At 42.2% G+C, this 24,541-nt stretch carries 27 protein-coding genes and 1 tRNA gene; 11 read left to right on the top strand and 17 right to left on the bottom strand.

The genetic code is table 11. The annotated features are described in order from the left end of the window. Positions 1-251 precede the first annotated feature (251 nt). The 3 genes from gltX (at position 252) to AAEO56_RS17415 (ending at position 3,334) form a co-directional block, all read left to right on the top strand. Entirely contained in the window at positions 252-1,760 is a 1,509-nt protein-coding gene (gene gltX, locus AAEO56_RS17425; protein WP_341698353.1) for a glutamate--tRNA ligase, read from the top strand. Positions 1,761-1,941: 181 nt separating this feature from the next. After that, positions 1,942-2,934 carry an SPFH domain-containing protein gene (locus AAEO56_RS17420; RefSeq protein WP_341698352.1) on the top strand — a complete coding sequence of 331 codons (993 nt, stop codon included), beginning with the start codon at positions 1,942-1,944 and terminating at the stop codon, positions 2,932-2,934. A gap of 115 nt (positions 2,935-3,049) precedes the next feature. Continuing rightward, positions 3,050-3,334, top strand: coding sequence for a hypothetical protein (locus AAEO56_RS17415; RefSeq protein ID WP_341698351.1), 285 nt, complete (start codon positions 3,050-3,052; stop codon positions 3,332-3,334). Positions 3,335-3,515: 181 nt separating this feature from the next. On the opposite strand, the gene AAEO56_RS17410 is transcribed toward AAEO56_RS17415, so the two are convergent. The 5 genes from AAEO56_RS17410 to AAEO56_RS17390 form a co-directional block, all read right to left on the bottom strand. Continuing rightward, positions 3,516-3,752, bottom strand: coding sequence for a DUF6327 family protein (locus AAEO56_RS17410; RefSeq protein ID WP_341698350.1), 237 nt, complete (start codon positions 3,750-3,752; stop codon positions 3,516-3,518). A gap of 2 nt (positions 3,753-3,754) precedes the next feature. After that, entirely contained in the window at positions 3,755-4,108 is a 354-nt protein-coding gene (locus AAEO56_RS17405; RefSeq protein WP_341698349.1) for a phage holin family protein, read from the bottom strand. Positions 4,109-4,120: 12 nt separating this feature from the next. Then, the gene (locus AAEO56_RS17400) at positions 4,121-4,471 is read right to left on the bottom strand and encodes a YtxH domain-containing protein (RefSeq protein WP_341698348.1); all 351 of its coding nucleotides are present in this window, start codon (positions 4,469-4,471) and stop codon (positions 4,121-4,123) included. Between the two features lie 301 nt (positions 4,472-4,772). Continuing rightward, positions 4,773-5,330, bottom strand: coding sequence for a hypothetical protein (locus AAEO56_RS17395; protein ID WP_341698347.1), 558 nt, complete (start codon positions 5,328-5,330; stop codon positions 4,773-4,775). After that, positions 5,330-7,015: a glutamine--tRNA ligase/YqeY domain fusion protein gene (locus tag AAEO56_RS17390; RefSeq protein ID WP_341698346.1), complete on the bottom strand. Its 1,686-nt coding sequence runs from the start codon at positions 7,013-7,015 to the stop codon at positions 5,330-5,332. Before AAEO56_RS17390 ends, AAEO56_RS17395 begins: the two co-directional genes overlap by 1 nt. 168 nt (positions 7,016-7,183) lie before the next feature. Here AAEO56_RS17390 and folB point away from each other — a divergent pair, with 168 nt between their 5' ends. Continuing rightward, a complete protein-coding gene (gene folB, locus AAEO56_RS17385) occupies positions 7,184-7,543 on the top strand; it encodes a dihydroneopterin aldolase (protein WP_341698345.1) in 360 nt (119 codons plus the stop codon). A gap of 74 nt (positions 7,544-7,617) precedes the next feature. After that, positions 7,618-7,688, top strand: a tRNA-Cys gene (locus AAEO56_RS17380). A gap of 296 nt (positions 7,689-7,984) precedes the next feature. On the opposite strand, the gene AAEO56_RS17375 is transcribed toward AAEO56_RS17380, so the two are convergent. The 5 genes from AAEO56_RS17375 to rnr all read right to left on the bottom strand — a co-directional run bounded on the left by AAEO56_RS17375 (position 7,985) and on the right by rnr (position 13,458). Next, positions 7,985-8,686 carry a LysE family translocator gene (locus AAEO56_RS17375; protein WP_341698344.1) on the bottom strand — a complete coding sequence of 234 codons (702 nt, stop codon included), beginning with the start codon at positions 8,684-8,686 and terminating at the stop codon, positions 7,985-7,987. Between the two features lie 143 nt (positions 8,687-8,829). Continuing rightward, positions 8,830-9,486, bottom strand: a complete 657-nt coding sequence (locus tag AAEO56_RS17370) for a head GIN domain-containing protein (RefSeq protein WP_341698343.1) — start codon at positions 9,484-9,486, stop codon at positions 8,830-8,832. Between the two features lie 51 nt (positions 9,487-9,537). Beyond that, positions 9,538-10,176 carry a GIN domain-containing protein gene (locus tag AAEO56_RS17365; protein ID WP_341698342.1) on the bottom strand — a complete coding sequence of 213 codons (639 nt, stop codon included), beginning with the start codon at positions 10,174-10,176 and terminating at the stop codon, positions 9,538-9,540. Between the two features lie 225 nt (positions 10,177-10,401). After that, positions 10,402-11,076 carry a head GIN domain-containing protein gene (locus tag AAEO56_RS17360; protein ID WP_341698341.1) on the bottom strand — a complete coding sequence of 225 codons (675 nt, stop codon included), beginning with the start codon at positions 11,074-11,076 and terminating at the stop codon, positions 10,402-10,404. A gap of 195 nt (positions 11,077-11,271) precedes the next feature. Beyond that, positions 11,272-13,458, bottom strand: a complete 2,187-nt coding sequence (rnr, locus tag AAEO56_RS17355; protein ID WP_341698340.1) for a ribonuclease R — start codon at positions 13,456-13,458, stop codon at positions 11,272-11,274. 119 nt (positions 13,459-13,577) lie between these two features. On the opposite strand from rnr, the gene AAEO56_RS17350 reads away from it, so the two are divergent. Then, positions 13,578-13,817 (top strand): DUF2007 domain-containing protein, encoded by a 240-nt coding sequence (locus AAEO56_RS17350; protein WP_341698339.1) that lies wholly within the window; start codon positions 13,578-13,580, stop codon positions 13,815-13,817. 674 nt (positions 13,818-14,491) lie between these two features. On the opposite strand, the gene AAEO56_RS17345 is transcribed toward AAEO56_RS17350, so the two are convergent. Continuing rightward, positions 14,492-14,863, bottom strand: a complete 372-nt coding sequence (locus tag AAEO56_RS17345; RefSeq protein WP_341698338.1) for a hypothetical protein — start codon at positions 14,861-14,863, stop codon at positions 14,492-14,494. A 96-nt stretch (positions 14,864-14,959) separates the two neighbouring features. On the opposite strand from AAEO56_RS17345, the gene rpiB reads away from it, so the two are divergent. Beyond that, positions 14,960-15,388, top strand: a complete 429-nt coding sequence (gene rpiB / locus AAEO56_RS17340; protein WP_341698337.1) for a ribose 5-phosphate isomerase B — start codon at positions 14,960-14,962, stop codon at positions 15,386-15,388. Between the two features lie 90 nt (positions 15,389-15,478). Here rpiB and AAEO56_RS17335 read toward each other — a convergent pair whose 3' ends face one another. The 4 genes from AAEO56_RS17335 to AAEO56_RS17320 form a co-directional block, all read right to left on the bottom strand. Continuing rightward, positions 15,479-15,928 carry a contact-dependent growth inhibition system immunity protein gene (locus AAEO56_RS17335; protein ID WP_341698336.1) on the bottom strand — a complete coding sequence of 150 codons (450 nt, stop codon included), beginning with the start codon at positions 15,926-15,928 and terminating at the stop codon, positions 15,479-15,481. Positions 15,929-16,110: 182 nt separating this feature from the next. Continuing rightward, complete coding sequence (locus tag AAEO56_RS17330) at positions 16,111-16,683, bottom strand: TMEM175 family protein (protein WP_341698335.1); 573 nt, start codon at positions 16,681-16,683, stop codon at positions 16,111-16,113. Between the two features lie 184 nt (positions 16,684-16,867). Then, a complete protein-coding gene (locus AAEO56_RS17325; RefSeq protein WP_341698334.1) occupies positions 16,868-17,428 on the bottom strand; it encodes a hypothetical protein in 561 nt (186 codons plus the stop codon). Positions 17,429-17,704: 276 nt separating this feature from the next. After that, positions 17,705-18,397, bottom strand: coding sequence for a hypothetical protein (locus AAEO56_RS17320; protein WP_341698333.1), 693 nt, complete (start codon positions 18,395-18,397; stop codon positions 17,705-17,707). A 148-nt stretch (positions 18,398-18,545) separates the two neighbouring features. On the opposite strand from AAEO56_RS17320, the gene AAEO56_RS17315 reads away from it, so the two are divergent. Next, positions 18,546-20,669: a Tex family protein gene (locus tag AAEO56_RS17315; protein ID WP_341698332.1), complete on the top strand. Its 2,124-nt coding sequence runs from the start codon at positions 18,546-18,548 to the stop codon at positions 20,667-20,669. Positions 20,670-20,737: 68 nt separating this feature from the next. Here the strand turns inward: AAEO56_RS17315 and AAEO56_RS17310 are convergent, their stop codons facing one another. Together AAEO56_RS17310 and tatA are read right to left on the bottom strand one after the other, a co-directional pair. Then, the gene (locus tag AAEO56_RS17310) at positions 20,738-21,211 is read right to left on the bottom strand and encodes a hypothetical protein (protein WP_341698331.1); all 474 of its coding nucleotides are present in this window, start codon (positions 21,209-21,211) and stop codon (positions 20,738-20,740) included. Positions 21,212-21,342: 131 nt separating this feature from the next. Next, positions 21,343-21,531, bottom strand: a complete 189-nt coding sequence (gene tatA, locus AAEO56_RS17305) for a twin-arginine translocase TatA/TatE family subunit (protein ID WP_341698330.1) — start codon at positions 21,529-21,531, stop codon at positions 21,343-21,345. 198 nt (positions 21,532-21,729) lie between these two features. Between tatA and AAEO56_RS17300 the strand changes: the two genes are divergently transcribed. From AAEO56_RS17300 to AAEO56_RS17290, 3 genes are read left to right on the top strand one after another with little or no spacing between them, the layout of a single operon-like run. After that, a complete protein-coding gene (locus AAEO56_RS17300) occupies positions 21,730-22,599 on the top strand; it encodes a M23 family metallopeptidase (protein ID WP_341698329.1) in 870 nt (289 codons plus the stop codon). A 1-nt stretch (position 22,600) separates the two neighbouring features. Further along, positions 22,601-22,984, top strand: a complete 384-nt coding sequence (locus AAEO56_RS17295) for an SdpI family protein (RefSeq protein ID WP_341698328.1) — start codon at positions 22,601-22,603, stop codon at positions 22,982-22,984. Positions 22,985-23,006: 22 nt separating this feature from the next. After that, positions 23,007-24,491, top strand: coding sequence for a GH3 auxin-responsive promoter family protein (locus AAEO56_RS17290; protein WP_341698327.1), 1,485 nt, complete (start codon positions 23,007-23,009; stop codon positions 24,489-24,491). The last annotated feature ends 50 nt before the right edge of the window (positions 24,492-24,541 follow it).

The following is a 24,541-nucleotide window of genomic DNA, read 5'->3' as shown; positions in this document are numbered from 1 at the left end:
CGCAAAGGAGCACAAAGATTCGCAAAGAATTTTGACTGTTAATAACGTTGAATTGGCCTCACCCCAGCCCTCTCCAAATGAGAGGGAGAAGCTTCACTCACGCCTTATAAAGTCCCATCATCGGGTTGAGTAAGTGGCCCTGAGTGCTCCCCTCTCCTTCGGAGAGGGGCCGGGGGTGAGGTCTGCAAACTTTAAGACTTTGCAACTTTGCCACTTCTTTCCCCTATCTTTGCACCCAAAATTTACAACCAATGCCAAAGCAAGTTCGTGTGCGTTTTGCGCCAAGCCCGACCGGGCCATTACACATAGGCGGTGTCAGGACCGCCCTTTTCAATTACCTGTTTGCTAAGAAACATGGCGGCGTTTTCTATTTGCGTATAGAGGATACCGACCAGAACCGTTTCGTTCCCGGAGCAGAAGAATACATCATCGAAGCCCTCAACTGGCTGGGCATACCTTTTGATGAAGGCATTGGCAAAGAAGGCGGTTTCGGGCCGTACCGCCAAAGCGAAAGGAAAGCGATATACAGTGCGTATGCAGACGAACTGATTAACTCAGGATGGGCGTACTATGCTTTTGATACTGCCGAAGCGCTTGATGAACTCCGCAAACAGGATGAAGCCGAAGGAAAGACTTTCATCTATAACCACAGCAACAGGGAGAAACTCGACACCTCGCTTGTTATTTCGAAAGAAGAAACCCAAAAAAGGATCGATGCCGGTGAGCATTATGTCATCCGCTTCAAGACGCCTGTAGGCGAGACGCTGCACCTTAATGACATCATTCGTGGCGATATAAAGTTTGAAACTAATTTACTTGACGATAAGGTATTGTTCAAAAGCGACGGTATGCCTACCTACCACCTGGCCAACATTGTAGACGACCACCTTATGGAAACTACCCACGTGATCCGTGGCGAGGAATGGCTTCCTTCAATGCCGCTCCATGAACTTTTATACAAAGCTTTCGGTTGGGAAGCGCCGCAGTTTGCCCACCTTCCATTGATATTAAAACCAATAGGCAACGGCAAGCTCTCGAAACGCGATGGCGACAAGCTGGGCTTCCCGGTATTCCCGTTAGAATGGAAAAATCCTGATGGCACTACTTCTTCCGGTTACAGGGAAAATGGTTTCCTCCCTGAAGCGGTAATCAACTTTCTTGCGTTGCTCGGCTGGAATCCCGGCACTGACCAGGAATTATTTACGTTAGATGAACTTGTAAACCTGTTCGACCTTGAGCGTGTCCATAAGGCAGGCGCCAAATTCGACCCGGAGAAGAACAAGTGGTTCAACCACCAGTACTTTGGCAGGCAGGACAATGAAGTTTTAGCTAAAGAACTCTCTCAGGTGCTTTTGGAGAAAGGGATCAATAAGCCTGTTGAGTATATTACCGAAGCGGTACGCCTTGTAAAAGAGCGCGCTACTTTCGCCAGCGAACTTTGGGATTTGACCGACTACTTCTTTATAGGGCCAACATCTTATGATGAGAAAGCCACTAAGAACTGGAAGCCTGAAACCAATGAAGTTATGGAACAGCTTATAACTGTACTACAGAATACGCATGACTTCTCCTCTGCCAATATCGAGGCCGTTACCAAGGCCTGGATAGAAGAAAACGGCATCGGGATGGGCAAGGTAATGCAGCCGCTGCGTTTAAGCCTTGTAGGCGCTATGAAAGGTCCGCACCTGTTTGATATAATCGCTCTTATAGGAAAAGAAGAAACGATTGCCAGGATTAGAAAGGCAATGGAAACACTCTAAAAACCTGAAAGGTCTCCAAGACTTTGTAAGTTTAAATTAAATAGACAAAACCTTCCTTTGGGGAGGTTTTTTGTTTTTATAAACCTACAAGGTTGCAAAAACCTTGCAGGTTAGGGGAACATAGAATTTGTGGTTTTGCCTAAATTTCGTATCTTACCAACAATCAATTAAAATAAAAAACATGGAAAATGTCGTATTAGGAGTAGTTATCTTTTTAGGGTTGCTCATTTTTCTCTCTTCCTTTTTTACTGTCAAACAACAAACGGCGGTTATCGTGGAACGTTTTGGCAAGTACCACAGCATCCGGCAGGCAGGACTTCACCTGAAAATACCGCTTATTGACCGTATTGCAGGCAGGGTGAACCTGAAGATACAGCAGCTGGATGTTATTATCGAGACCAAGACTAAAGAGAATGTATTCGTAAAAATGAAGGTGTCAGTGCAGTTTAAAGTGATACAGGAAAAAGTGTACGATGCTTTCTATAAATTGGAATTTCCACATGACCAGATAACCTCTTATGTATTTGACGTAGTTCGTGCAGAGGTACCGAAATTGAAACTGGATGATGTTTTCGAACGTAAGGATGATATCGCCGTTGCTGTAAAACGTGAGCTGAACGAGGCTATGTCAGGCTATGGTTATGACATCATTAATACCCTTATCACCGACATTGATCCCGACCCTCAGGTGAAACATGCCATGAACCGCATCAATGCCGCTGACCGCGAAAAATCGGCTGCTGAATATGAAGCTGAAGCACAGCGTATCCGCATCGTTGCCAAAGCAAAAGCAGAAGCAGAAAGCAAAAGATTACAAGGCCAGGGTATTGCCGACCAAAGGCGGGAGATAGCGAGAGGGCTTGTAGAAAGTGTGGATATACTGAACAAGGTTGGAATCAATTCGCAGGAAGCTTCTGCCCTTATTGTGGTAACACAGCATTATGATACACTACAGGCCATAGGAAGCGATACCAACTCTAACCTGATCTTATTGCCGAATTCGCCACAGGCGGGCAGCGATATGCTGAACAACATGGTGGCCTCATTCACTGCTTCCAACCAGGTAGGTGAGTCGATAAAGAAAGGCAACAGGAAACGCGAGGAAGAGAAACGGAAAAACACTCCCTTACCTCCTGCCCTGCCATCAGCAGATCCGGAAGACAAAACCGAATAGAAATTAAGCCGCTGGATTCAGCGGTTTTTTTATGCCTTAATGTTAAATTTTGCAACTGCTTTAAACCCAAAGAATAAAACACAGTCTTATACTAAAATCAAAAAACATTTAAATTATGAAAATGAAGTTTTTAGGCGTAATGATGCTCGCAGCATTGTTTACCACAGCGGCAGCAACTGCACAGGAAAAGGAAAAAAAACATGATGGAAAAGGAAAAGGCGAAATGTTTGCAAAGCTGGATACCGACAACGATGGCAAAATAAGTAAGGCCGAAGCGGATAAAGGCGATAAAGTAAAACTGAAAGAGAACTTTGCAACTATCGATACCAACAAGGATTCATTCATTGATAAAGATGAGATGAAAGCCTACCGCCAGGAAAAAAGGAAAACAAAGAAATGAAAAAACAGAAGTAACCTGTTTGATTGTAAACACGGATACCACAGATCAGATGAATCATGATTGATTTGTATCCGTATTCGGTATCCTTTTAATGTAACTCCCCCTTTTCTTTGAAGAGGAACCCGGATCAAAAAAAGCCGCTGACATAACATCAGCGGCTTTTGCATTTTCATTTCCCCAGTTAAAACATTTTTTTGAACAGCCACGTTAGGGCTGCACTTTTTAACGGGCCGGAAAATGCTCCAAGAAGTCCAAGCACCTTTCGTGGGGTCTCCCCTATCAGGTTCATGGGCTGCAGGCTTTCTTTTGTTTCATCAAGGTCTTTTTTGAACCGGGCATAAGCAAGGTCTTTCTCAACCTTTAATATCTCAAGATCCCGGTTTATCTCGTCGTAGGTACGGTATACTTTCGTGTTCATATTTAATATTTTTTCAGGAATATTTTTGAGAAGCGCGACAGCATAGGTCCTTCAACGATCTTATCCTGTACATAATATACTACTATAGCGAGCACCAGGTAAATAAGGCCAACGATAAGGAAGCCCCAGGCAAAATTATCAAGCCAGTACCCAATACCCAGCGCAGCGGCAATGGAGAAGAATATGGTAACGATCATGAGCATTACTGCAAGCAGAAAAAGCTTGAGCATCATGGTGGTCGATTTCATGAGGATCTTAAAGCCCCACAGCTTGTAGTACCTTAAGTTGGCATCGACAAGTCGTTTGGCCTCATTCTTTAAATCTTCCGCGTTTTCCTTTACTTCTTCAAATCCCATAGCTGTACTTTATTATTTTCCGCCAGATGTACCGTTAGTACCGGCTGCTGATGCGCCTCTTGCTTTTAGCTCTTCCAATTTTCTTTCTAATGTAGCGATAACATCACCGGCTTTGTCTTCTACATTCGACACAAGGTTGTCTAATGAGCTTTCAAGATCCTGTTTTGCACCACCAAATTTGCTTTTTACCGTTTCGGTAAGTTCGCTAAGCTTGTCTTTAAGCTCATCGGTTTTAGCGCCAACGCCATCTTTAATTTTTTTCCTTGTTTTTGCGCCTTCGTCCGGAGCAAATAAAATTCCCAGAGCAGCACCTACCGCAGCGCCCGCAAGGACAGCTACTATTGTTCCTGTTTTACCAGCCATAACTTTTATTTTTTAGATTAATAATTTCTTTATATAAAGATACGGCAAATTAAATTTTGTAGGATGTTAATGTGTAGTTAATTGAACGCTAAAGTATGCACAAAAAGAAAATTAGGCGATTTAAGCTGTTTTTATTGTTCATTATAAGGCTTTGGGTTTCTTACAAAAAATAATGCAGGAGAAATGATTCTGTGAGGTCACTTTTGATAGTGAAATCCAATAGCCAACTTAAAAACTATCATTATTTACAATAATAGATATAAATGAAAGAAATTTACAAAATCATAGTTTTTTACTATAATTAATCGACATCAAATAGCTCAGGATATTTATGTGCTGATAGTACGCACAAATTTTTTTCTAAAGACCTGTCAATAAAATTTGAAAAGCCAATGACATCAAATTCTTTTTCAAGATCAAGGCAAATTTGAAAATCCTTTTCTGTTAACGAATAAGGATTTTCAGGATTTATAATTGTAATGTCGATAGTAGTCTCCGAAATCCAAATAAATGCCTTGTGGCCAAGTACAATACTGTGGCCCGGTTGCTCAAGGTCTGCGAATTGTTTTATCGCATTTTTAAACTTTGCAAATTCGTCAGCCGTATACCGCTTCCCTGTAACCGGCTTTGGATGATTTTCAGCAAGTTTGTTTAGCTGAATGCCAAGCCTATCAAGTTTCGACAGGAGATCCTGCCTGGTTTCATAGGAGAATTTCGCAATAAATTCATCTCCATCATTGGCATGGCCTCCCCAGGCACGCCTGAAATAAAAGTAATGGAGATTGTTTACCCAACGCCTGACTGTTTCTTTAGAATGCTCCTGAAAGAGCCAGGCATCGGATAACTTATCAATACTCATTAGTCTTTATTTTCCAGTTTCGCCCAGGTATCCCTAAGCCCTACTGTCTTATTGAACACAAGCCTTTCGGCATTGCTGTCCTTATCAACACAGAAATAACCCAGCCTTTGGAACTGGTACCGCTCCCCTGCTTCGGCGCTTTTCAGTCCCGGCTCAAGGTAGCCTGTTATCACTTCCAGCGAGTTGGGGTTGATGAAACTTTTAAAGTCAACATCTTTATCCCCGTCCGGTGCTTCGTGGCTAAACAGCCTGTCATATATCCTCACTTCCGCTTTTACGGCATGCGGTATCGACACCCAGTGGATCGTACCTTTTATCTTGCGCATGCTGGCCTCGCTCCCGCTTCCGCTTCGGCTGTCCTCGTCATACGTACAGTGTATCTCAGTTATGTTGCCTTCAGCATCTTTTAAAACGCTTTCGCCTTTAATGATGTAAGCGTTTTTCAGCCTTACTTCCTTACCTAATGTCAGGCGGAAATATTTGCTGTTGGCCTCCTCCATAAAGTCTTCGCGCTCGATATACAGCTCACCGGAAAAAGGTATTTCCCTCGATCCTGCACTTTCATCTTCCGGGTTGTTTTCAGCTTCAAGCCATTCTTCTTTACCCGCCGGATAGTTGGTTATAACCAGCTTTACGGGGTCAAGCACAGCCATAACGCGCGGTGCGGTTTTGTTCAGGTCTTCCCTCACACAAAACTCCAAAAGCGAAACATCGATAAGGTTGTTCCTTTTGGCAACACCAATGGTATCGGCAAAATTACGGATGGCAGCAGGCGTATAGCCTCTTCTCCTCATGCCGCTTATGGTGCTCATCCGTGGGTCGTCCCATCCGGTTACATGGCCTTCTTTTACCAGTTGCAACAACTTTCTCTTGCTAACTACGGTATGGCTCAGGTTACGGCGGGCAAATTCACGCTGTTTAGGGCGAACTCTAGTCTCATCGTATATCTGATCCAGGAACCAGTCGTAAAGCTCTCTGTGTGGCAGGAATTCGAGTGTACACAGCGAGTGCGATACCTGCTCGAGGTAGTCGCTTTCGCCATGGGCCCAGTCATACATTGGGTATATGCACCATTGGTCGCCGGTACGGTGATGGTGCTCGTGCAATATGCGGTACATGATCGGGTCACGCATCAGCATATTGGTCGATTTCATATCTATTTTGGCCCTCAGGATATGGGTACCTTCGGCAAAATCACCATTCTTCATGCCTTCAAAAAGGTCAAGGTTTTCCTGTACCGAACGGTTCCTGTAAGGGCTGTCCGTTCCCGGTTGTGTAGGCGATCCTTTTTGTTTTGCCATTTCTTCAGAGGACTGGCTGTCCACATAGGCCACGCCTTTCTTAATAAATTGAATAGCCCAGTCATACAATTCCTGGAAATAGTCGGATGCGTAACGCTCCTCGGCCCATTCGTAGCCAAGCCATTGCACATCTTTCTTTATAGCATCTACATACTCCTGCTCCTCCTTGGCCGGGTTGGTATCGTCAAAACGCAGGTTTACAGGCGCATTGTACTTTAACCCTAATCCGAAATTAAGGCAGATAGCGCTGGCATGGCCTACGTGCAGGTAACCGTTAGGCTCCGGTGGAAAACGGAAACGCAGTTTTTCCTGCGGCAGTCCTTTTCCTAAATCCTCTTCTATAATGTGCTCTATAAAATTGAGCGATTTTTCTTCAGTTGACATAGTTTTCTTGTATGAGGTGCAAATGTAACAAATAGTTGCAAAGTGGCAGAGTAGCAAAGTAGCAAAGTTTCTTAAGACATGATGATTAAATTTGTACCAGAAAATATTTAAAAATGCGCTCAAAGACTTTGCAACTTTGTAACTTTGAGACTTTGTAACTCTAAAGAAATGGGAATAATAAAACTTCAAAACATACGTACTTTCTCTTACCACGGCTGCCTTGTAGAGGAAAGCAAAATAGGCTCAGACTACCGTGTTGACCTTGAAATTAAGGCCGATCTCCGTAAATCGATGGAGACCGATGAACTTGCAGATACCGTGGATTATGTACAGCTGAATAAAATTGTGGTGGAAGAAATGGCTATACGGTCAAACTTGCTGGAGCATGTAGCACAACGCATCGTGAAGCGTGTTTTTGGCGAATTGCCCGAAGTTTCGAGGATAGTGCTTTCAGTTTCAAAGCTTAACCCACCCATTGGCGGCGATGTCGAAGCGGTAACTATCCAGCTTGAAGAATACCGAACTTGATTTTTATTGCAGTTTATAGTTATTTTTCTTGCGTTAGTGTAAAATATATGTAAATTTGCCAACCATATTATTATGGCATCTTGGCCGAGTGGCTAGGCACAGGTCTGCAAAACCTGCTACAGCGGTTCGAATCCGCTAGATGCCTCTGAAAAGCTGTCTGAAAAGGCAGCTTTTTTTGTTTTAAGCTTTTTTGAACGCGGATCACGCAGATTAACGCGGATTTCTTTTGCCACGAATTACACAAATTTCCACCAATTTTATAGGGAGTTTTGTCATTTCGAACGCAGCTTGCGAAGTGAGAAATCTCAAAATGGGACGTGGAAGTACAAAGAAAGATTGCTTCGTCGTTCCTCCTCGCAATGACGGGCGCAACGTGGGCCATTCCATATCCGGCAAGAGTGAAGCTCAATCTGAAATCTACCTTCTGAAATCTGAAATTGATTAATCCGCACTATGCGCGTTGCTGCCGGCATTTTGCTCAAGCCTTTCAATGGTAGAATTCATTTCCTTTGGGAACCATCCCTGTACCAGTAGCGCAATTCCGAAAACCATAAGGATAATGCTTATCCCCTGCTTGATTTTCGTAATGTTTTTTATGGTAAGCTTGCTTCGCAACTGCTTAGCCAACATTATCTTGCCGATGTCAATAACAAAATAAGTGCCAATTACCGATGCAAAGAAAACAAACATGCGCGATGGCTTCAGGTCAAGCTGCGGACCCCATGTAATGATGATGGCCAGCCAAAATCCCAATACGCCGATGTTGATGAAATTAAGGATAAAGCCTTTCGCAAAAAGGTTGAAATAATTTTTTTTGATAATATCGCGTGAGGCATCATCAATAAGTTCGTTTTTTGAAGTTTTCCTGATCTTAAAGAATGAAATAAGCCCATAAGTAAGCATAATAAGACCGCCGAATATAAACAGGGCAGGCTCATCTTTTATTTTTTCGAGTAATTTGTAACTACTGAAATAAGCGATAAGGATAAAAATGATATCAGAGGTTATGGCGCCAAGGTCAAAAGCAATTGCCGACCTAAAGCCCTTAATTACACTCGTTTCGAGTAATACAAAAAATACTGCGCCGGGCATAACACTCAGGAAAAATCCCAGTGGGATAGCGCTTAAAATGTCCTCTAACATATCAGTGATTAAGAGGGCAAGTTACAATTTTAAATTTTTATTTGAAAGCTGTTATCCTACTATGAAGCTTGTGTAAACTAAAAAACCCTGCCGTAATGCATAAAAATACACTCCGGCAGGGCCATAATTATAAATCAGAAAACTTATTTCACCACGTTAATTTCTCCGCCATCGGCCTTAACCTGGTTCACTTTCTTAGGGTTGCCAAGTATAGTAAGCTCGCCACCCGAAGCTACTGTTGCATCAACATTTCCTGTAGCATATATTTTTGCCTCGCCACCGGAAGCTACTACTGCAGAACTGTTTTCAGTTTTGAAGCCGCCCGCTTCCAGTTCCCCACCCGAGGCTACAGCCGCTTCCATATTCTTTGCTTTTCCGCTGAGTGTCATTTCAGAACCCGAGGCAATAGCTGTGGAAAGGTGGTCTATATCAAGTGACAATGTAGCTTTAGACCCTCCGGCAATACTTACTTCCATATTTTTTCCCTTGATGGTGCCTTTAGTAGTGATTTCTACACCACCCGATGCCGCCATTTCTTCTATAGGGCCGTTGAAATATAAAGTAACTTCATAACCCGCATTGCCTTTTGTGCTCAGGGCCAGGTTCCCTTCATCAGAGCCTATTTTAAGGCCTTTGGGATCGCCCTCTTCTATTACAAGCTTGTTCTCTTTGGATGCTACAAGTGTAACGTCAATATTGCCGCTTATTGCTAATCCGCGGAAGCTTTTAAGTTCTGTTATATTTTGTGCTACGGCAAACTGGCATGCAGCCATCACAGCTAAGGCAAGAAATGTTTTCATACTATGTTTTTAGGTTTTTTACTTAATCTTTGGTATTTATTTAATAAAAGACTATTGCATCACAATAATCTCGGCATCGCCTGATTTTGTTTCATTAACTTTCTTTGGGCCGCCATATATAGTAAGCTGCGCATCCGATGTAACAACAGCATTCACAGTACCTTTGGCTGTTATCCTGCCTTCAGCATCCGATCCAAGGGTAACATCCGCATCACCCTTTACGCTCAATTCCTTACCATTAAATTCAGCGTCAGATCCGGCAGCAACCGTTGCTTTATCTGCTTTTCCTGAAAGGGTAACCTGAGCATCAGATCCGGCAGCAACAGTAAGGTCTTTCACATTCAGGTTAAGATCAATATTGCTGTCCGAACCGGCAGTTAGTGTAAAAGATTTTCCATTTATCTCATCGCTGCCACTAACATGCGCATCTGATCCTGCCGTAATGCTTTCCAGTTCATTTTTGTAATATACTGTTACACTCCCGTCCCCATTAATTTGCAGGCTGCCGTTGCTGAAGTCTACATCGATTTCTTCATCGTTATACACAATTTTATTTTCAGAGCCTTTCACCAAGTTCAGCGTCATATCGCTTCCTAGTGTAATCCTTTTCAGGTCTTTAAGGTCTTGTGTTTTCTGTGCCAAGGTAAGCTGGCAGGCAGCGAGGGCGGCAATTGCAAATAATGTTTTCATAGTTATCGTATTAGGTTTTAATTTAATGCATTTAGAACAAAGACTACAGTATTTATTGAATGTTACAGTTTTGAGTAAAAAATTTAAATACTATAATATTTGCCGTTATCGGCAAGAAATGCCTAAAATTTGAATGATAAATTACTTTCTTGCCGATACAAAAAAATCAGCTCCGGAAAACAATTGCTTTCCGGGGCTGATTCATTTAATCTTTATAATTATAGGCTATTGTCCTACTATCGTTATAGTTCCGCCGATAACTTGTTTCTTGTCTACCTGTTTAGGGTTGCCATAAATTTTAATATCGCCGCCTGCCCTGGTTTTGGCATCCACATATTCGCTTGCATTGATATTTGCTTCCCCGCCGGCATTAATACTGATAGCTGTTTGCGAAGTTTCAAGGTTAGTAGCATTCAATATACCGCCGGATGTGATTACAACGTCGTGGTTAGCAGCGCTGCCGTCAACACTTAGTATTCCGCCTGAGCTTGCTTTTGATTTTAGTTTCTTCACATCTAACTTTAATTTTATTTCGGCACCTTCTTTGGCATTCAGCTCAAAAGAGGTTGCTTTAAAAAGATCCTGCGATGCTACCCTTGCACCTTCACTGGCTTCCACGTGATCGATATTCCCGGTATAATACACAGTAACACTGATCTCATCGCCTTTCAGCAGCTTTGTAAGCTTCATTCGTATCTTCAGCTCGTCATTCTTGGTTACAATTTCTACATCGTCTTTACGTGAACCGCTTATCTCAACCTTATTTTCTTTCGATTTTATAAGCAACACATCGATCTGGTCGAATGCTTTCACGGTAGAGAACTCCCCTATCGTTCGTGTCGACTGTGCCGACAGCAGCTGCGCCAATCCTAAAAATGCTATTACAATAAACTTTTTCATACTCTTTGTTTTTTGAATGATTAGATTTCTGTAAAGACTCAAAAATTGAACCAGTGTTACAGGTATTATATAATTAGCCACGAATTACACTAATTTTCACAAATTACATATTCAGATAACTTAATGAATAAGTATTTAAATGAATAAAATAATTTTATGTGCTTCAAAAAAATTCGTGTAATTCGTGGCAAAATATTATTCTTGCGCTTTTTTTCCTAATAGCGTAAAATCAAGCTGTTTCTTAACTAAATCGGCGTTCTTAACTTTTACATACACCTCGTCGCCAAGCTGTAAGATATTGTTAGTCACCTCTCCAACCAGTGCATATTGTTTTTCATCAAATGTGTAATAATCGTCCTTTATTTCGCGGATGCGGCACATGCCTTCGCATTTATTAGAAACAATTTCCACATAAATTCCCCATTCAGTTACACCGGAAATAACACCCAGGAATTCTTCATCTTTATGGTCAAGCATATATTTTACCTGCATGTATTTAATGCTGTCACGCTCGGCCTGTGCTGCCATATACTCCATATTTGAGGAATGGTTGCACTGCTCTTCATAGACTTCCTCATCAACTGACGCTCCTCCGTCAAGGTAATGCTGCAGCAAACGGTGTGCTATTACATCGGGATACCTGCGTATCGGCGACGTGAAATGCGAATAGTAATCGAATGCAAGCCCGTAATGCCCTATATTATGGGTAGAATATTTAGCCTTGCTCATACTCCTAATCGCCAGGGTATCTACAAGGTTCTGTTCTTTTTTACCCTGTACATCATGCAGCAGGTTATTCAATGATTTCGATATGAGGCTTTTCGATTTGAAATTAATGCTGTAACCAAATTTCGCAATAATGGTTTGCAGCGCGATAAGCTTGTCTTCATTAGGTTCATCGTGGATACGGTATACAAATGTTTTCTTCTGTTTACCAATGAATTCAGCTACTTTCCTATTGGCCAATAGCATGAATTCCTCAATAAGATGATTAGCATCTTTAGCAACTTTAAAATAAACACCGGTAGGCTCTGCTTCTTCGTTAAGGATAAACTTCACTTCTACCTTATCAAAAGAAATAGCGCCGCTTGCCAGTCGTTTCCTTCGCATGATCTTGGCCAGCTGGTCCATTTTAAGCGTCGCATTCATGATATCATCGCTCACAGTATACGCTGTATCAGTCAATGATATTTCAGCCGGTATGGTGGCACTTTTCGTCTCTATAATATGTTGCGCTTCCTCATAAGCAAAACGCTGGTCCGAATAAATAACAGTACGGCCAAACCATTGGTTCACCACTTCTGCTTTTTCATTCATTTCAAACACAGCGGAGAACGTATATTTCTCCTCGTGCGGCCTTAGCGAACACGCAAAATTCGATAATACTTCCGGAAGCATCGGTACTACCCTGTCTACCAGGTAAACCGATGTTGCACGCTGGTAGGCTTCCGCATCGAGTATGGTCCCTTCTTTCAGGTAATACGATACATCAGCAATGTGGATACCTATCTCATAATTGCCATTCTCCAATTTCTGGAAGGATAAGGCATCATCAAAATCTTTTGCATCACGGGGGTCGATAGTAAACGTGAGTGTCTTGCGCATATCCCTGCGGTTGGCAATTTCATCTTCATGTATTTCGGTATCTATTTTTTGTGCAAATACCTCTACATCAACTGGGAAATCATACGGGAGGCCATATTCGGCCAATATAGCATGGATCTCTGTATTGTGTTCTCCCGGTTTGCCAAGGACTTTTATCACTTCACCGAAGGGGCTGTCGGCTTTGGCAGGCCAGTCTTCCAGCTTTACCAATACCACATCGCCATGCTCGGCATCACCCATTTTGTTTTTCGGGATAAAAATATCCGTGTACATCTTAGGGTTGGCAGTAGATACAAAAGCAAAGTTCTTTTGTATATCGATCACGCCCACGAATTCGGTTTTATAGCGTTCAATGATCTCGACTACCTCACCTTCAGGCCTGCGCCCTCTCCTCCTGTTATAAATATAAACTTTAACCTTGTCTTTATCAAGCGCTTTGTTAAGGTTGTTCGTTGGGATAAAAATATCCTCTTCAACCTCAGGCGAAACAAAATAAGCTGTTTTCCTGCTGGTCATGTCTATCGTGCCTTCTACATAATCGGTTTTCGCGATTACTTTGTATGACCCTCTAACGGTCTCTTCTATCTGTTCCTGGGAAGCTAATATCTTTAGTTCCTTGATGATTTCGTTCCTGCTTTTGGTGTCAGTAAGTTCCAATACCGCAGCGATCTGCTTGTAATTAAAAGACTTATTAGGGTCTTTTGCGAGTATCTTGTAAATTTTTCCTGAAAAATCTTTTTCCTTTTTAGCTGACGGTTTTCCGTTCCTGTTGCTCATAATAATTTAAAATAATTCGTGAAAATTACAAATAACTATTAGATAACTGGCTGTCTTTAATGAAATAATAACTTTTAAATGCCTAAATTTATACAGGCTTTACCTAATAATATACCTATATGAACCCATTTATAACGGCTGCAGTCTTTACTTATCCGCATGAAATAACTGTCATAAAACATTTATTACAGGAAGCAGAAATTACGCATTACTTCGAGAATGAGATGATGACCGGTATTGCACCCATGTACTCACACGCATTCGGGGGAATCCAATTGAAGGTACATCCCAACGATCTTGACACCGTAAAAAATATCCTTGACCAATTTCTTTCAAATGACAATTTAAAAATCGTCTAAATCCTGAAAAGGTTTTCAACAGTTATTAAATACAACAAAAAAAGATTTATTTAAATTTAAAAATTTTGGTGGTGATTATAGCGTGTTAATAGCCGCAATAACTTTTTTTGAAAAGTATTCTATTTCCGACTTATTGAAAGTTGTACAAAGGTTTCAACAATGTTAAGAAAACGTAAAGGGATAAAAATTAGGTGTTTTCGTAATTTTCGTAAAAGGTTATTAACAATGGTTAACTACCGTTTTCATATCTGTTCTTTTGATAAGTTCACTTGTTAATTACTGTTAATAAACTGTGTTAACCTTTTCATAACATTCCCATAAAATAGTAAGAAATAAATTTGGAAATGTGCTTTGGTTTTTGTCTTATAAAAATTTGCTTACCGTTCCTAAAAAACTTCTCTTTTTCCATCTTTAGTTATCAACAATATCTGTTAAATTTTAAATCCTTTGTTTACAGCAACTTTATTAATTTATCAACAATGTAGGATTTTAACATTTTACAGAGTATATTGATAGGCCAGTAAATTGTAATATATCAATAACTTTTTGATTAGTAAGCGGTTATTGCAACAGTACATATAAATCATTTCCGGGTCTGTATGAGGTGAATACTAAATTAAAAATTGACCTAACTTTATAGAACGCAATGAAGCTTATCTTTTATGGCAAGGCTGTCAATTTCCCAAAGTTCCGTTTTCCACGAGGACCGAATATATTTCATTTAAATCTTCAGTCACGATAAATTTGCCTGCATCGGCATTTTCATTTGTGGTGATCCAATCTAAACAATGCTCTAATGTCCCTACCACATGTTCCTCTTCTCCTTCCAGATCATTTAGGGTAGAGAATGACTTTATATCATTAGATATAGCAGCTCCCTCATCAAAAGTTCTGATTTTCGTACATTTAATTCTGTTAGGATAGTATTCAAGTTTTATCCAGTCGAAGGTTTTGCTTTCGAAGTATTCGCCTACCCCTAAAAACAAAGCCATTTCTTTTTTTAATTTCAAATAGGTAAGGAGTTTCTGTTTATCAATATATTTCATTTGGATTTTTGTATTGAATACAAAGCTATCTTTTTTTGAGATTACAGATCATTATTCCTAATTTTACACGATACAACAACACACTAAATTTTAGATATGAAAATTTCCATAGGAAACGACCACGCCGGTCCCGACTACAAGCTTGCCATCGTAAAACACCTTGAAAGCAAAGGTATAGAAGTAATCAATCACGGTACCGATACTTTCGACAGTGTTGATTATCCTGATTTTGTACATCCTGTTGCGAATGACGTAGAGAATGGCACCGTTGATTTCGGTATTATCATCTGCGGAAGCGGCAATGGTGTGGCTATGACCGCCAACAAGCACCAAAAAGTACGCGCCGCCCTGTGCTGGACCAAAGAGATTTCGGCGCTGGCGCGCCAACACAACGATGCCAATATCATCAGCATCCCCGCGCGATTTACAGCGATACAGCAAGCTATCGAAATGGTGGATACGTTCCTGAATACTGCCTTTGAAGGCGGCAGGCACCAAACCAGGGTGGATAAGATTTCGTGTTAAGGGTCTGTCATTCTGAAAGAAGCTTGCGGAGTGAAGAATCTCATCTTTAGAGATTCTTCCTGCGTCAGAATGACATTGATAGCAAGAGTGTTACGCCTTTTTCCCCCTCTTTTTCGACAAAAGTTCAGTCGGAAAAACAATTCCCTCAAACCCTTCAAACGCCTTATTAATTTCTTTAAATTCCTTATTACTCTCAAAAATATTAATATTCTGCCGGAAAAGCGTTGCGACCCTCTCATGCGTTCCCTGATGTTTTTCCCAAAAACCTCCTTCGGCGGAAAGTACCGCTTTAAGCAGGTCGCCGGGATAAAAATCGCCTTCGGCGAGAATGTTTTTTTCAAGCTCCGGGATGGCCAGCGGCATGAGGTATTCCAGTGAAATGTTCTGCCCGATCATGATGCGCAAATCTTCAATAGTAAAATCCTGCAATGGTTTTTTCCGCAATGCATGGCAGGTCCGCACCAGGTAGGAACTGTAAGTTGGCTCACCCCAGTCGGTGTTTTCTAATTGGTCAAGGGTTTTAGAAAGTTCGGGTTGCATAATATTTAGATTCTTAATGGCCTGATCGGCAAGAGTTTTACGTTGCGTCACCCTCTCCTTTGGAGATCCCGATAGCTATCGGGAGGGGTGAGGACTAATCAGTATGAGTGCAGCTCCTCCCCTCTCTTTTGCTTCGCCAGTTCGGCTTTCAGCCTCTTTTGGGGAGGGGTCGGGGGTGAGGCTTACCCCACCGTTCTCTCAATCCTCTTGTCCGGAATAAGCCACATCAGCGCCACAGCAACATATATCAACCCCGAAAGCCAGCTGCTTACAAAGCTGCAACCGATACCGGCAATATACAGCACAGGCGAGAGCTTGCCTTTGATGTCGCCGCCAATAGCCACCGCCAGTAGCGACTGTTCTCCCTGCGATCTTATGATAAGGTTCTGGAGGATGACATAGGCTACACCCGCCATCAGCAGGATGAATCCGTACAGCGCCATCGGCTCCGGACCAAAATGGTTCTCCCCCATCCACCCGGTCACGAACGGTACCAGCGAAAGCCAAAACAACAGGTGCAGGTTGGCCCACAATATAGCGCCATTCACCTTAGTGACGGTATGCATCATGTGGTGGTGGTTGTTCCAGTAAATACCGATATAGATAAAGCTGAGCACATAGCTAAGGGTCACCGGCACCAACGGCAGCAGGTCCTTAAACTCCATACCGTGCGGTACTTTGATCTCCAGTACCATAATGGTTAGTATTATGGCCAGCACTCCATCGCTGAATGCCTCTAATCGTCCTTTTTGCATAGGGTTGTATTTGTAAGGCTAATGTAGGGAATTTTGAAAATTGTTTTAGGTGTTCTGTGTCATTTCGACCGGAGCCTGCGGAGTGGAGAAATCTCACATCCTGAATTTGATTTTCCGAGTGCTGGTAAGGGAATTTTGCCTCCAGTAATGTGACCCTTGAGCTTAAGGCTTACTACAAAAGGACTTATTTATTTGCATTTCTCCAATTGTAAAGCATAAGCCTTTTACGATTATCCAAGTCATTTATTTTAAAACCGGTTATATCCGCCACCTTACGCAAAACCAAGCCTTCATTTTCGCCCATTTTCCCAACACACAGCATTACAAAATCGACCTCGGTAACTCGCTGGACAAATCCGGAATAATAACTATCTCCATTTATTTCAACACTAACGATTTTTTCAACACTTCCGCTTACCTGATTCAACACCTCATATTGCCAATCCTCTTCCAGTATGATTTGGTCAATAGTGCCCTGATTGTCCAGTTCGTTGGCGTTTTCTATAAGATACCGCATAGCAATTGCATAATCATCGTTGAAATCAACACTTTCTATATCAGAAGATTGAGCGATAAAAATGCCGTCTTTTTTACCAAATTTGGTATAATGCTGTATGGTAATAATTTCATCATTATAATCAATAACACTGCCACACCAAAAGCCATCATCATCATTATATTTCCATAGCCCTATAAGTTCACTGTTTAGCTTCGAACGTTCAAGAATCTCAGAGAATATACTCATTGGATATAGATTTTAGTTTGGTATAAAAATACACTTACTTTTATTAAAACAAAATAATATATTTCTGAATGATATTTCAGGCTAGAAGAACGAAAAATAATAAACAACTCCAATTTAATTGAAATTTTTATATCCCTAACTTTCCACTCCAACACAACCACAAATACATCGCCTCACAGGTTACCGCGCCCCAAAAAAGCATCGAAGCCACACTGCAACTGCTGAGGTTTGTACCAGCAGGAATAAAAAATCCGCCTATTTTTTGGCGGATTCAGGTTATTTCAAAATTATTTTATTAAAATTTTCAGCTTCGGTTTCAAAATATGAAACCGCAAATTCATGCTTATCGGTATAACCAAATTTTTCAGGAAGGAAAAAACGTATTTTTCCTTCAGTTGACTTTATTACATGAAAATAAAATTGATCGGATGATTTATAAGGATCTTTAATCTTTTGCTGTATTTCGCTAATCAGCTTTGCATCGGTCAAATCAGCTGACTCCAATCTGGCGACCATATTAGTTTTAAGGCTCACCGGCTTGACAATATTTTGAAGCTTTTTATATTCCGCTTCAGTAAAAATATAGCCAACAGTTTCTTTAATGGTAGAATAACTACTGTAGGAGTGTTCCTGACGTCCTTCCCATTTTTCCACAAGGATCACAAAATACTTTTTATCTTTATAGTTTAGCGCTTTAGTCTGGATGCTTAAAAAACTTTGATCCGTCATTGACTGTGCCAGGCCGTCCATAGCACTTACATATTCGCCTTTATAATCTTTATCCTCACTGATCATATTGGGGTAGTCCACCCAGTCTTTGTCAGCGGAATTAAGAGCCCACCCCGTTGCTGAGGTCAGCTTGCCTGATTCCGCAGTAAATGTTGGCTTAACACCATTTACACGTTCCTGTGCACTTGCACTGGTTATTAATAATAATAAAAAAGTAGCTAGGGGTAAGATGTTTTTCATGATAAGGAGGATATACGTTAATAATTTATTTTGGCTTTAATTGTTTTTAATCATCGGTATTTGTGTCAAATGTAGAAAAAAATCTTAATATGCAACAATCTTCCAAAAAACTTTTTCTCCATCTTTGTATCCCTAAAATTTCTAATCCATGACAAACCTCCAATACATCTCCGCACAGGTTACCGCGCCGCAAAAAAGCATCGAAGCCACACTGCAACTACTGTCTGAAGACTGCACCATTCCCTTTATCGCACGTTACCGTAAGGACAAGACCGGCAACCTCGATGAGGTGGTTATCGAGCAGATCGCAAAGTCCGGCCAAGCGTATGATGCTATCGTAAAACGCAAGGACGCGATACTGAAAAGCATTGCCGAGCAAAACGCGCTTACTGCCGAATTGCAGCATAAAATAACTGCCAGCTTCGACCTGAACGAGTTGGAGGACCTTTACCTCCCGTACAAAAAGAAAAAGAAGACCCGCGCCGATGCAGCCCGCGAAAAAGGCCTGGAGCCATTGGCGAAACTGATCATGGCACAAAACGCCGACGACATAGACTTCCTTGCCTCCAAATACCTGAACGATAAGGTAGGAAACGAAGATGAGGCATTGCAGGGCGCGCGCGACATCATTGCCGAATGGATCAATGAGAACGTGTACATCCGTAAATCGCTCCGGAAAATTTTCGGCCGCAAAGCGGCCATAGGAACGAAGATCACCAAGGCGGGCAAAGAGGACGAGAAAGCCAAAAAATTCGAGCAGTATTTCGACTGGAGTGAGAACCTAACCAAGGCGCCATCGCACCGCCTGCTCGCCATGCTCCGTGCCGAAAATGAAGGTTTTATAAAACTTAAAGTCGAGGTTGATAATGATGAGGTGCTCGACTTTATGGAGGAAACCATCATAAAAAATAAACGGGAGACCGCACAACAGCTGAAGCTCGCGATCGATGACAGTTATAAAAGGCTGCTGGCACCTGCCATATCCAACGAAGTGCTGCAGGAAGCAAAGGCAAAAGCCGATACGGTGGCCATACAGGTGTTTGCTGCCAATTTGCAACAGCTGCTATTAGCACCGCCACTGGGCGAAAAGCGCATCCTTGCTATAGACCCGGGATTCAGGTCGGGGTGTAAAATAGTGTGCCTGGACGAGAACGGCGGGCTGCTGTACAACGAGACCATTTTCCCGCACGCGCCGCAAAACGAAAGCGCCACCGCCATGAAAAAGATACGTTCTATGGTGAATGCCTATAAGATTGATGCGATATCCATTGGAAATGGTACCGCCAGCCGCGAAACGGAACATTTTATAAAAAAAATCGCGTGGGACAAGCCCGTGCAGGTGTTCATCGTGAGCGAGGCAGGGGCATCGGTGTACTCGGCATCAAAAATTGCGAGGGACGAATTCTCTAATTACGATGTGACCGTGAGGGGCGCCGTTTCCATTGGCCGCCGCCTGAGCGACCCTTTGGCCGAGCTGGTAAAGATCGATCCGAAAGCAATTGGCGTAGGCCAGTACCAGCACGACGTGGACCAGGGAAAACTAAAGGACGAGCTGGACACTGTTGTAATGAGGTGCGTGAACTCGGTGGGGGTGAACATCAATACGGCGAGTAAGTCACTACTGGGTTATGTATCGGGCATTGGCGAAAAGCTGGCCGAGAATATCGTGGCGTACCGCGCGGAGAACGGCCCGTTTGAAGACCGCAAGCAACTGAAAAAAGTGCCGAGGCTGGGGGAGAAGGCCTACCAACAGGCGGCGGCGTTTATCCGCATCCCGAATGCGGAGAACCCATTGGACAACTCGGCGGTACACCCGGAGGCCTACCCGATTGTAGAGAAAATGGCGAAAGACCTGAAGCTGAAAACATCCGACCTGATATCGAATAAGGAAGCGATCTCCAAAGTCCCGGTTGACAAATACATTACCGGAGATATCGGGCTGCTCAGCCTTAAAGACATCCTGAAAGAATTAGAAAAACCGGGACTCGACCCGCGGAAGTCGGCTAAGATGTTCGAGTTCGACCCAAACGTAAAAACCATTAAAGACCTGCGCAGCGGAATGATATTGCCGGGCATTGTGAACAACATCACCAACTTCGGGTGTTTTGTCGATGTCGGCATAAAAGAGAGCGGACTGGTACACATTTCGCAATTGAAAGAAGGCTTTGTATCCGATGTAAACGAGGTGGTAAAGCTGCACCAGCATGTTACCGTAAAAGTAACCGAGGTGGATGAGGACAGGAAAAGGATAGCACTGACGATGATTCTCTAATATTCTGGATAAAACCATATAAAGGCCCGACAAGCAATTGCTTAACGGGCTTTGTTAATATTAACAGGTTACTCTTTTTCTCTTTCCATTGTTATTTGGTTGGACCAGATCATGTTTTTAGGGGAATGAGGCAGATCCCAACCATGCATCCATTTTCCCGAATAATGTATCAGGTTTAATCCAACCCTGAAATTTATTTTGGAACTATTACCGGTAAGCTCTAACCGAAGGATGACAGTCTTTCTTTGTCCGGGTGCAAGCTGTAAAATTTCCGGGATATTTTTGTCGCAAGGAACTCCTTCCACATTTAAATTGAGATTATCAACATCATAAAATTCCTGCCACGAACACGACATCGAATAATATTTAAGAGTGTCTTTAGAAGAATTTGTCAGGGTAACCGGGATCGCCCAAAATACTTTGCCACGTTCTTTAACCTCTTTACCTTTTTTGATGGTAAGGGTATAGTTGTCATTTGATGGCTGGGCATAGGCATTCGACAAAAAACATAATGTGATAATCAGCAGGAGTAATTTTTTCATTGCCATATAACTTAATAACAGATTCTATAAGATTACGCAAAAACAGGCAAAATAGTATGCGATATTGATTTACACAAAAAACCCCTCCAAGGATTCCTTAGAGGGGTTTCATTTACAATAACCTTACGTTATTATAATTTATTTTCTTCCTGCGTAGGCTTTTTAGAAGCAGCAGGCTGGTCTCCGTCTTTAGCAGCGTTTTTAAATTCTTTAATACCGGTACCCAGGCCTTTCATAAGCTCAGGGATTTTCTTGCCTCCGAACAGCAATACGATGATTACCAATATAACAAGAATTTCTGTTAAACCTAGTTTTCCCATGACAACATATTTTAATTATCCGACAAAGTTAAATATAAAATGAATTACAAAATCTATTTACGTCAAATATTTGCTTATGGTTTGCGTTAAATAAAAAATAAAAATTTAACATATTAATAAAAAGCGGCAACGGTTTTCATGCGTATTGAAATACCATAATGCCACAGGATTACTATATTTGTCAATTAAACAGTTATTATGTCGGCAAAAAGGCTCAAAAGGCAGCTCATCAAAAAGCGGCTGTTTACCAAAAATCGCCTGGTAATACTTAACGAAGAAACTTTTGAAGAGCTATTTTCCTTCAGGCTCAACCTCATGAACGTTTTTGTGGCGCTCACCACAATAAGCATCGTGATGATAGCCCTAACCACCTATATCATTGCCTTCACCCCATTACGCGAATACATCCCCGGATATGCTTCGACAAAACTAAAGCGCGAAGCTACCCAAAATGCTATAAAATCCGATTCGCTGCAAAAAATTATTAATGAAAATAGTGCCTACCTCGCCTCAATAAAAAAAGTGCTTACAGGCGATATTGAACACACAAAGCTCAGTAGGGATTCAATCGTGGTTGCGGAGCAGGCCGTACTTTCCGATGAAAAAATGAAACCCTCGGAAGCCGACCTCAAACTGCGCCGGGAAGTAGCCCTGGAAGACAAATACAACCTTTTTGAAACTGCTAAGCCAAAGGTGGGCCTCGTGTTATTTGCTCCTGTAAAAGGGCACATTACCGATAACTATAATGCGAAAGACAAGCACTTTGCCGTGGATGTCGCCCTTGCAAAAGATACCCCTATTAAAGCTGTTGCAGCAGGTACGGTCATACTGGCCGACTGGACACCGACTAACGGCAACGTAATCGTGCTGCGTCATAACGACGGAATTATATCGGTGTATAAACATGCTGCATCACTGACCAAAGAGCAGGGCGATATTGTAAAATCGGGCGAGGTGATCGCGCTGGCGGGTTCTACAGGTACGCAATCAACGGGCGTACACCTGCATTTTGAGCTTTGGAAAGACGGCTACCCTATAAACCCGACACAATTTATTAATTTTGAATAATATGGAAGATTTTATAGCCAACATATTCTTCACATCGTTTTTATGCGGCATTATTTTTTTGATAGTAGCCGCGATCACGTACTATTTTCCGCCAAAAAAGATAAATGCCTTTTATGGCTATCGCACCGCTTCCTCGATGAGGTCGCAGGAACGGTGGGATTTCGCACAGCGGTTTTCGAGCATCCAAATGATTAGGGGTTCAGTGGCGCTGATGCTAATTTCATTGCTGGGGTATTTTGTCCCAATCGCTGTCGAAGTTAAACAATCAATAGGCATGGGCCTGCTGGTACTTATGGTGGTTTATTTGATGGTTACAACAGAGAAAGCAATCAAAAAAGAGTTTAAGGATACGTCCGGCAAGAGTGAAGCTCAATCTGAATTCTAAAATCTAAAATCTGAAATCTCTCATGTCCATAAAATCATTTGCAGCAAAAATCTTCGCAGGCATCATTCACAGTAAAACCCAAAAATGGGCGGGTAATCCTGTGGGGACACAACAAAAGGTTTTCGCACAATTGATAGCCCAGGCATCGGAAACAGCTTTTGGCAGGGATCATGATTTTGGAAATATTAAATCTTTTGAAGATTTTGCTTTAAAAGTCCCGGTACGCGATTATGAAGCCATGAAAGGGTACGTTGACCGCGTTGTAAAAGGGGAGGAGAACGTACTGTGGCCAGGCAAGCCATTGTACTTTGCAAAAACATCGGGCACGACATCGGGAGCGAAATACATCCCGCTTACAAAAGAAAGCATGCCGTACCATATACAGGCAGCGCGAAACGCGATTTTGGCTTACATCCATGAAACAGGGAAAGCTGATTTCGTTGACGGCAAGATGATATTCCTGCAGGGAAGCCCCGAACTCGATGAGAAGAACGGGGTAAAACTGGGCCGCCTTTCGGGTATTGTGGCCCATTATGTTCCGGCCTACCTGCAAAAGAACCGTATGCCAAGCTGGGAAACCAACATTATAGACGATTGGGAAACCAAGGTAGATGCAATTGTGGAAGAAACCTATAATGAGGATATGCAGGTGATATCCGGCATACCATCGTGGGTACAGATGTATTTTGAAAAATTACAACAGAAGGAAGGGAAGAAAGTAGGAGACCTCTTCAAAAACTTCAACCTGTTTATATATGGCGGCGTGAACTACGAGCCCTACCGTGCGAAATTCGAAAACCTGATTGGCCGTAAGGTAGACAGCATTGAGCTGTTCCCGGCCTCCGAGGGTTTCTTTGCCTACCAGGATTCGCAGAAGGAAAAAGGCATGCTGTTGCTACTGAACTCGGGCATTTTCTATGAGTTTATAAAAGCCGATGAGTTCTTTACCGAAAACCCAAAACGACATACTATAGGAGAAGTAGAATTAGGCGTAAACTATGTCCTTATTATTTCTACCAATGCAGGGCTGTGGGCATACAACATTGGCGATACAATTGCGTTTACCTCACTCCGCCCGTACCGCGTTATTGTTACAGGCAGGATAAAGCATTACATCTCTGCCTTTGGCGAGCACGTTATCGGCAAGGAAGTAGAAAAAGCGCTAAACGAAGCTATGGAAGGTACCGGAGTGACGGTTAATGAGTTTACTGTAGCACCACAAATAACACCTGCAGAAGGATTACCCTACCATGAATGGTTTATAGAGTTTGAAAAAGAGCCGGCTGATATTGAAGCATTCGCCCTGAAAATAGATGCAGCGATGCGCAAGCAGAATGTGTATTATGACGACCTGATCGTGGGGAAAGTATTGCGTACGCTTGTCATAACACCGGTGCCCAAAGACGGTTTCAGGGACTATATGAAATCAATAGGCAAACTGGGCGGGCAGAACAAATTGCCAAGGCTGGCAAATGACAGGATTATTGCGGATGCTTTAAAAAAATGAGAATAAACAGGAAAAATAACAGCTCAACATGGGGATTAACCCCACTAAAA

This window comes from Flavobacterium arundinis (genome assembly GCF_038289855.1).
Taxonomy (GTDB): Bacteria; Bacteroidota; Bacteroidia; order Flavobacteriales; family Flavobacteriaceae; genus Flavobacterium; species Flavobacterium arundinis.
This window is presented reverse-complemented; position numbering and strand designations above follow the sequence as displayed.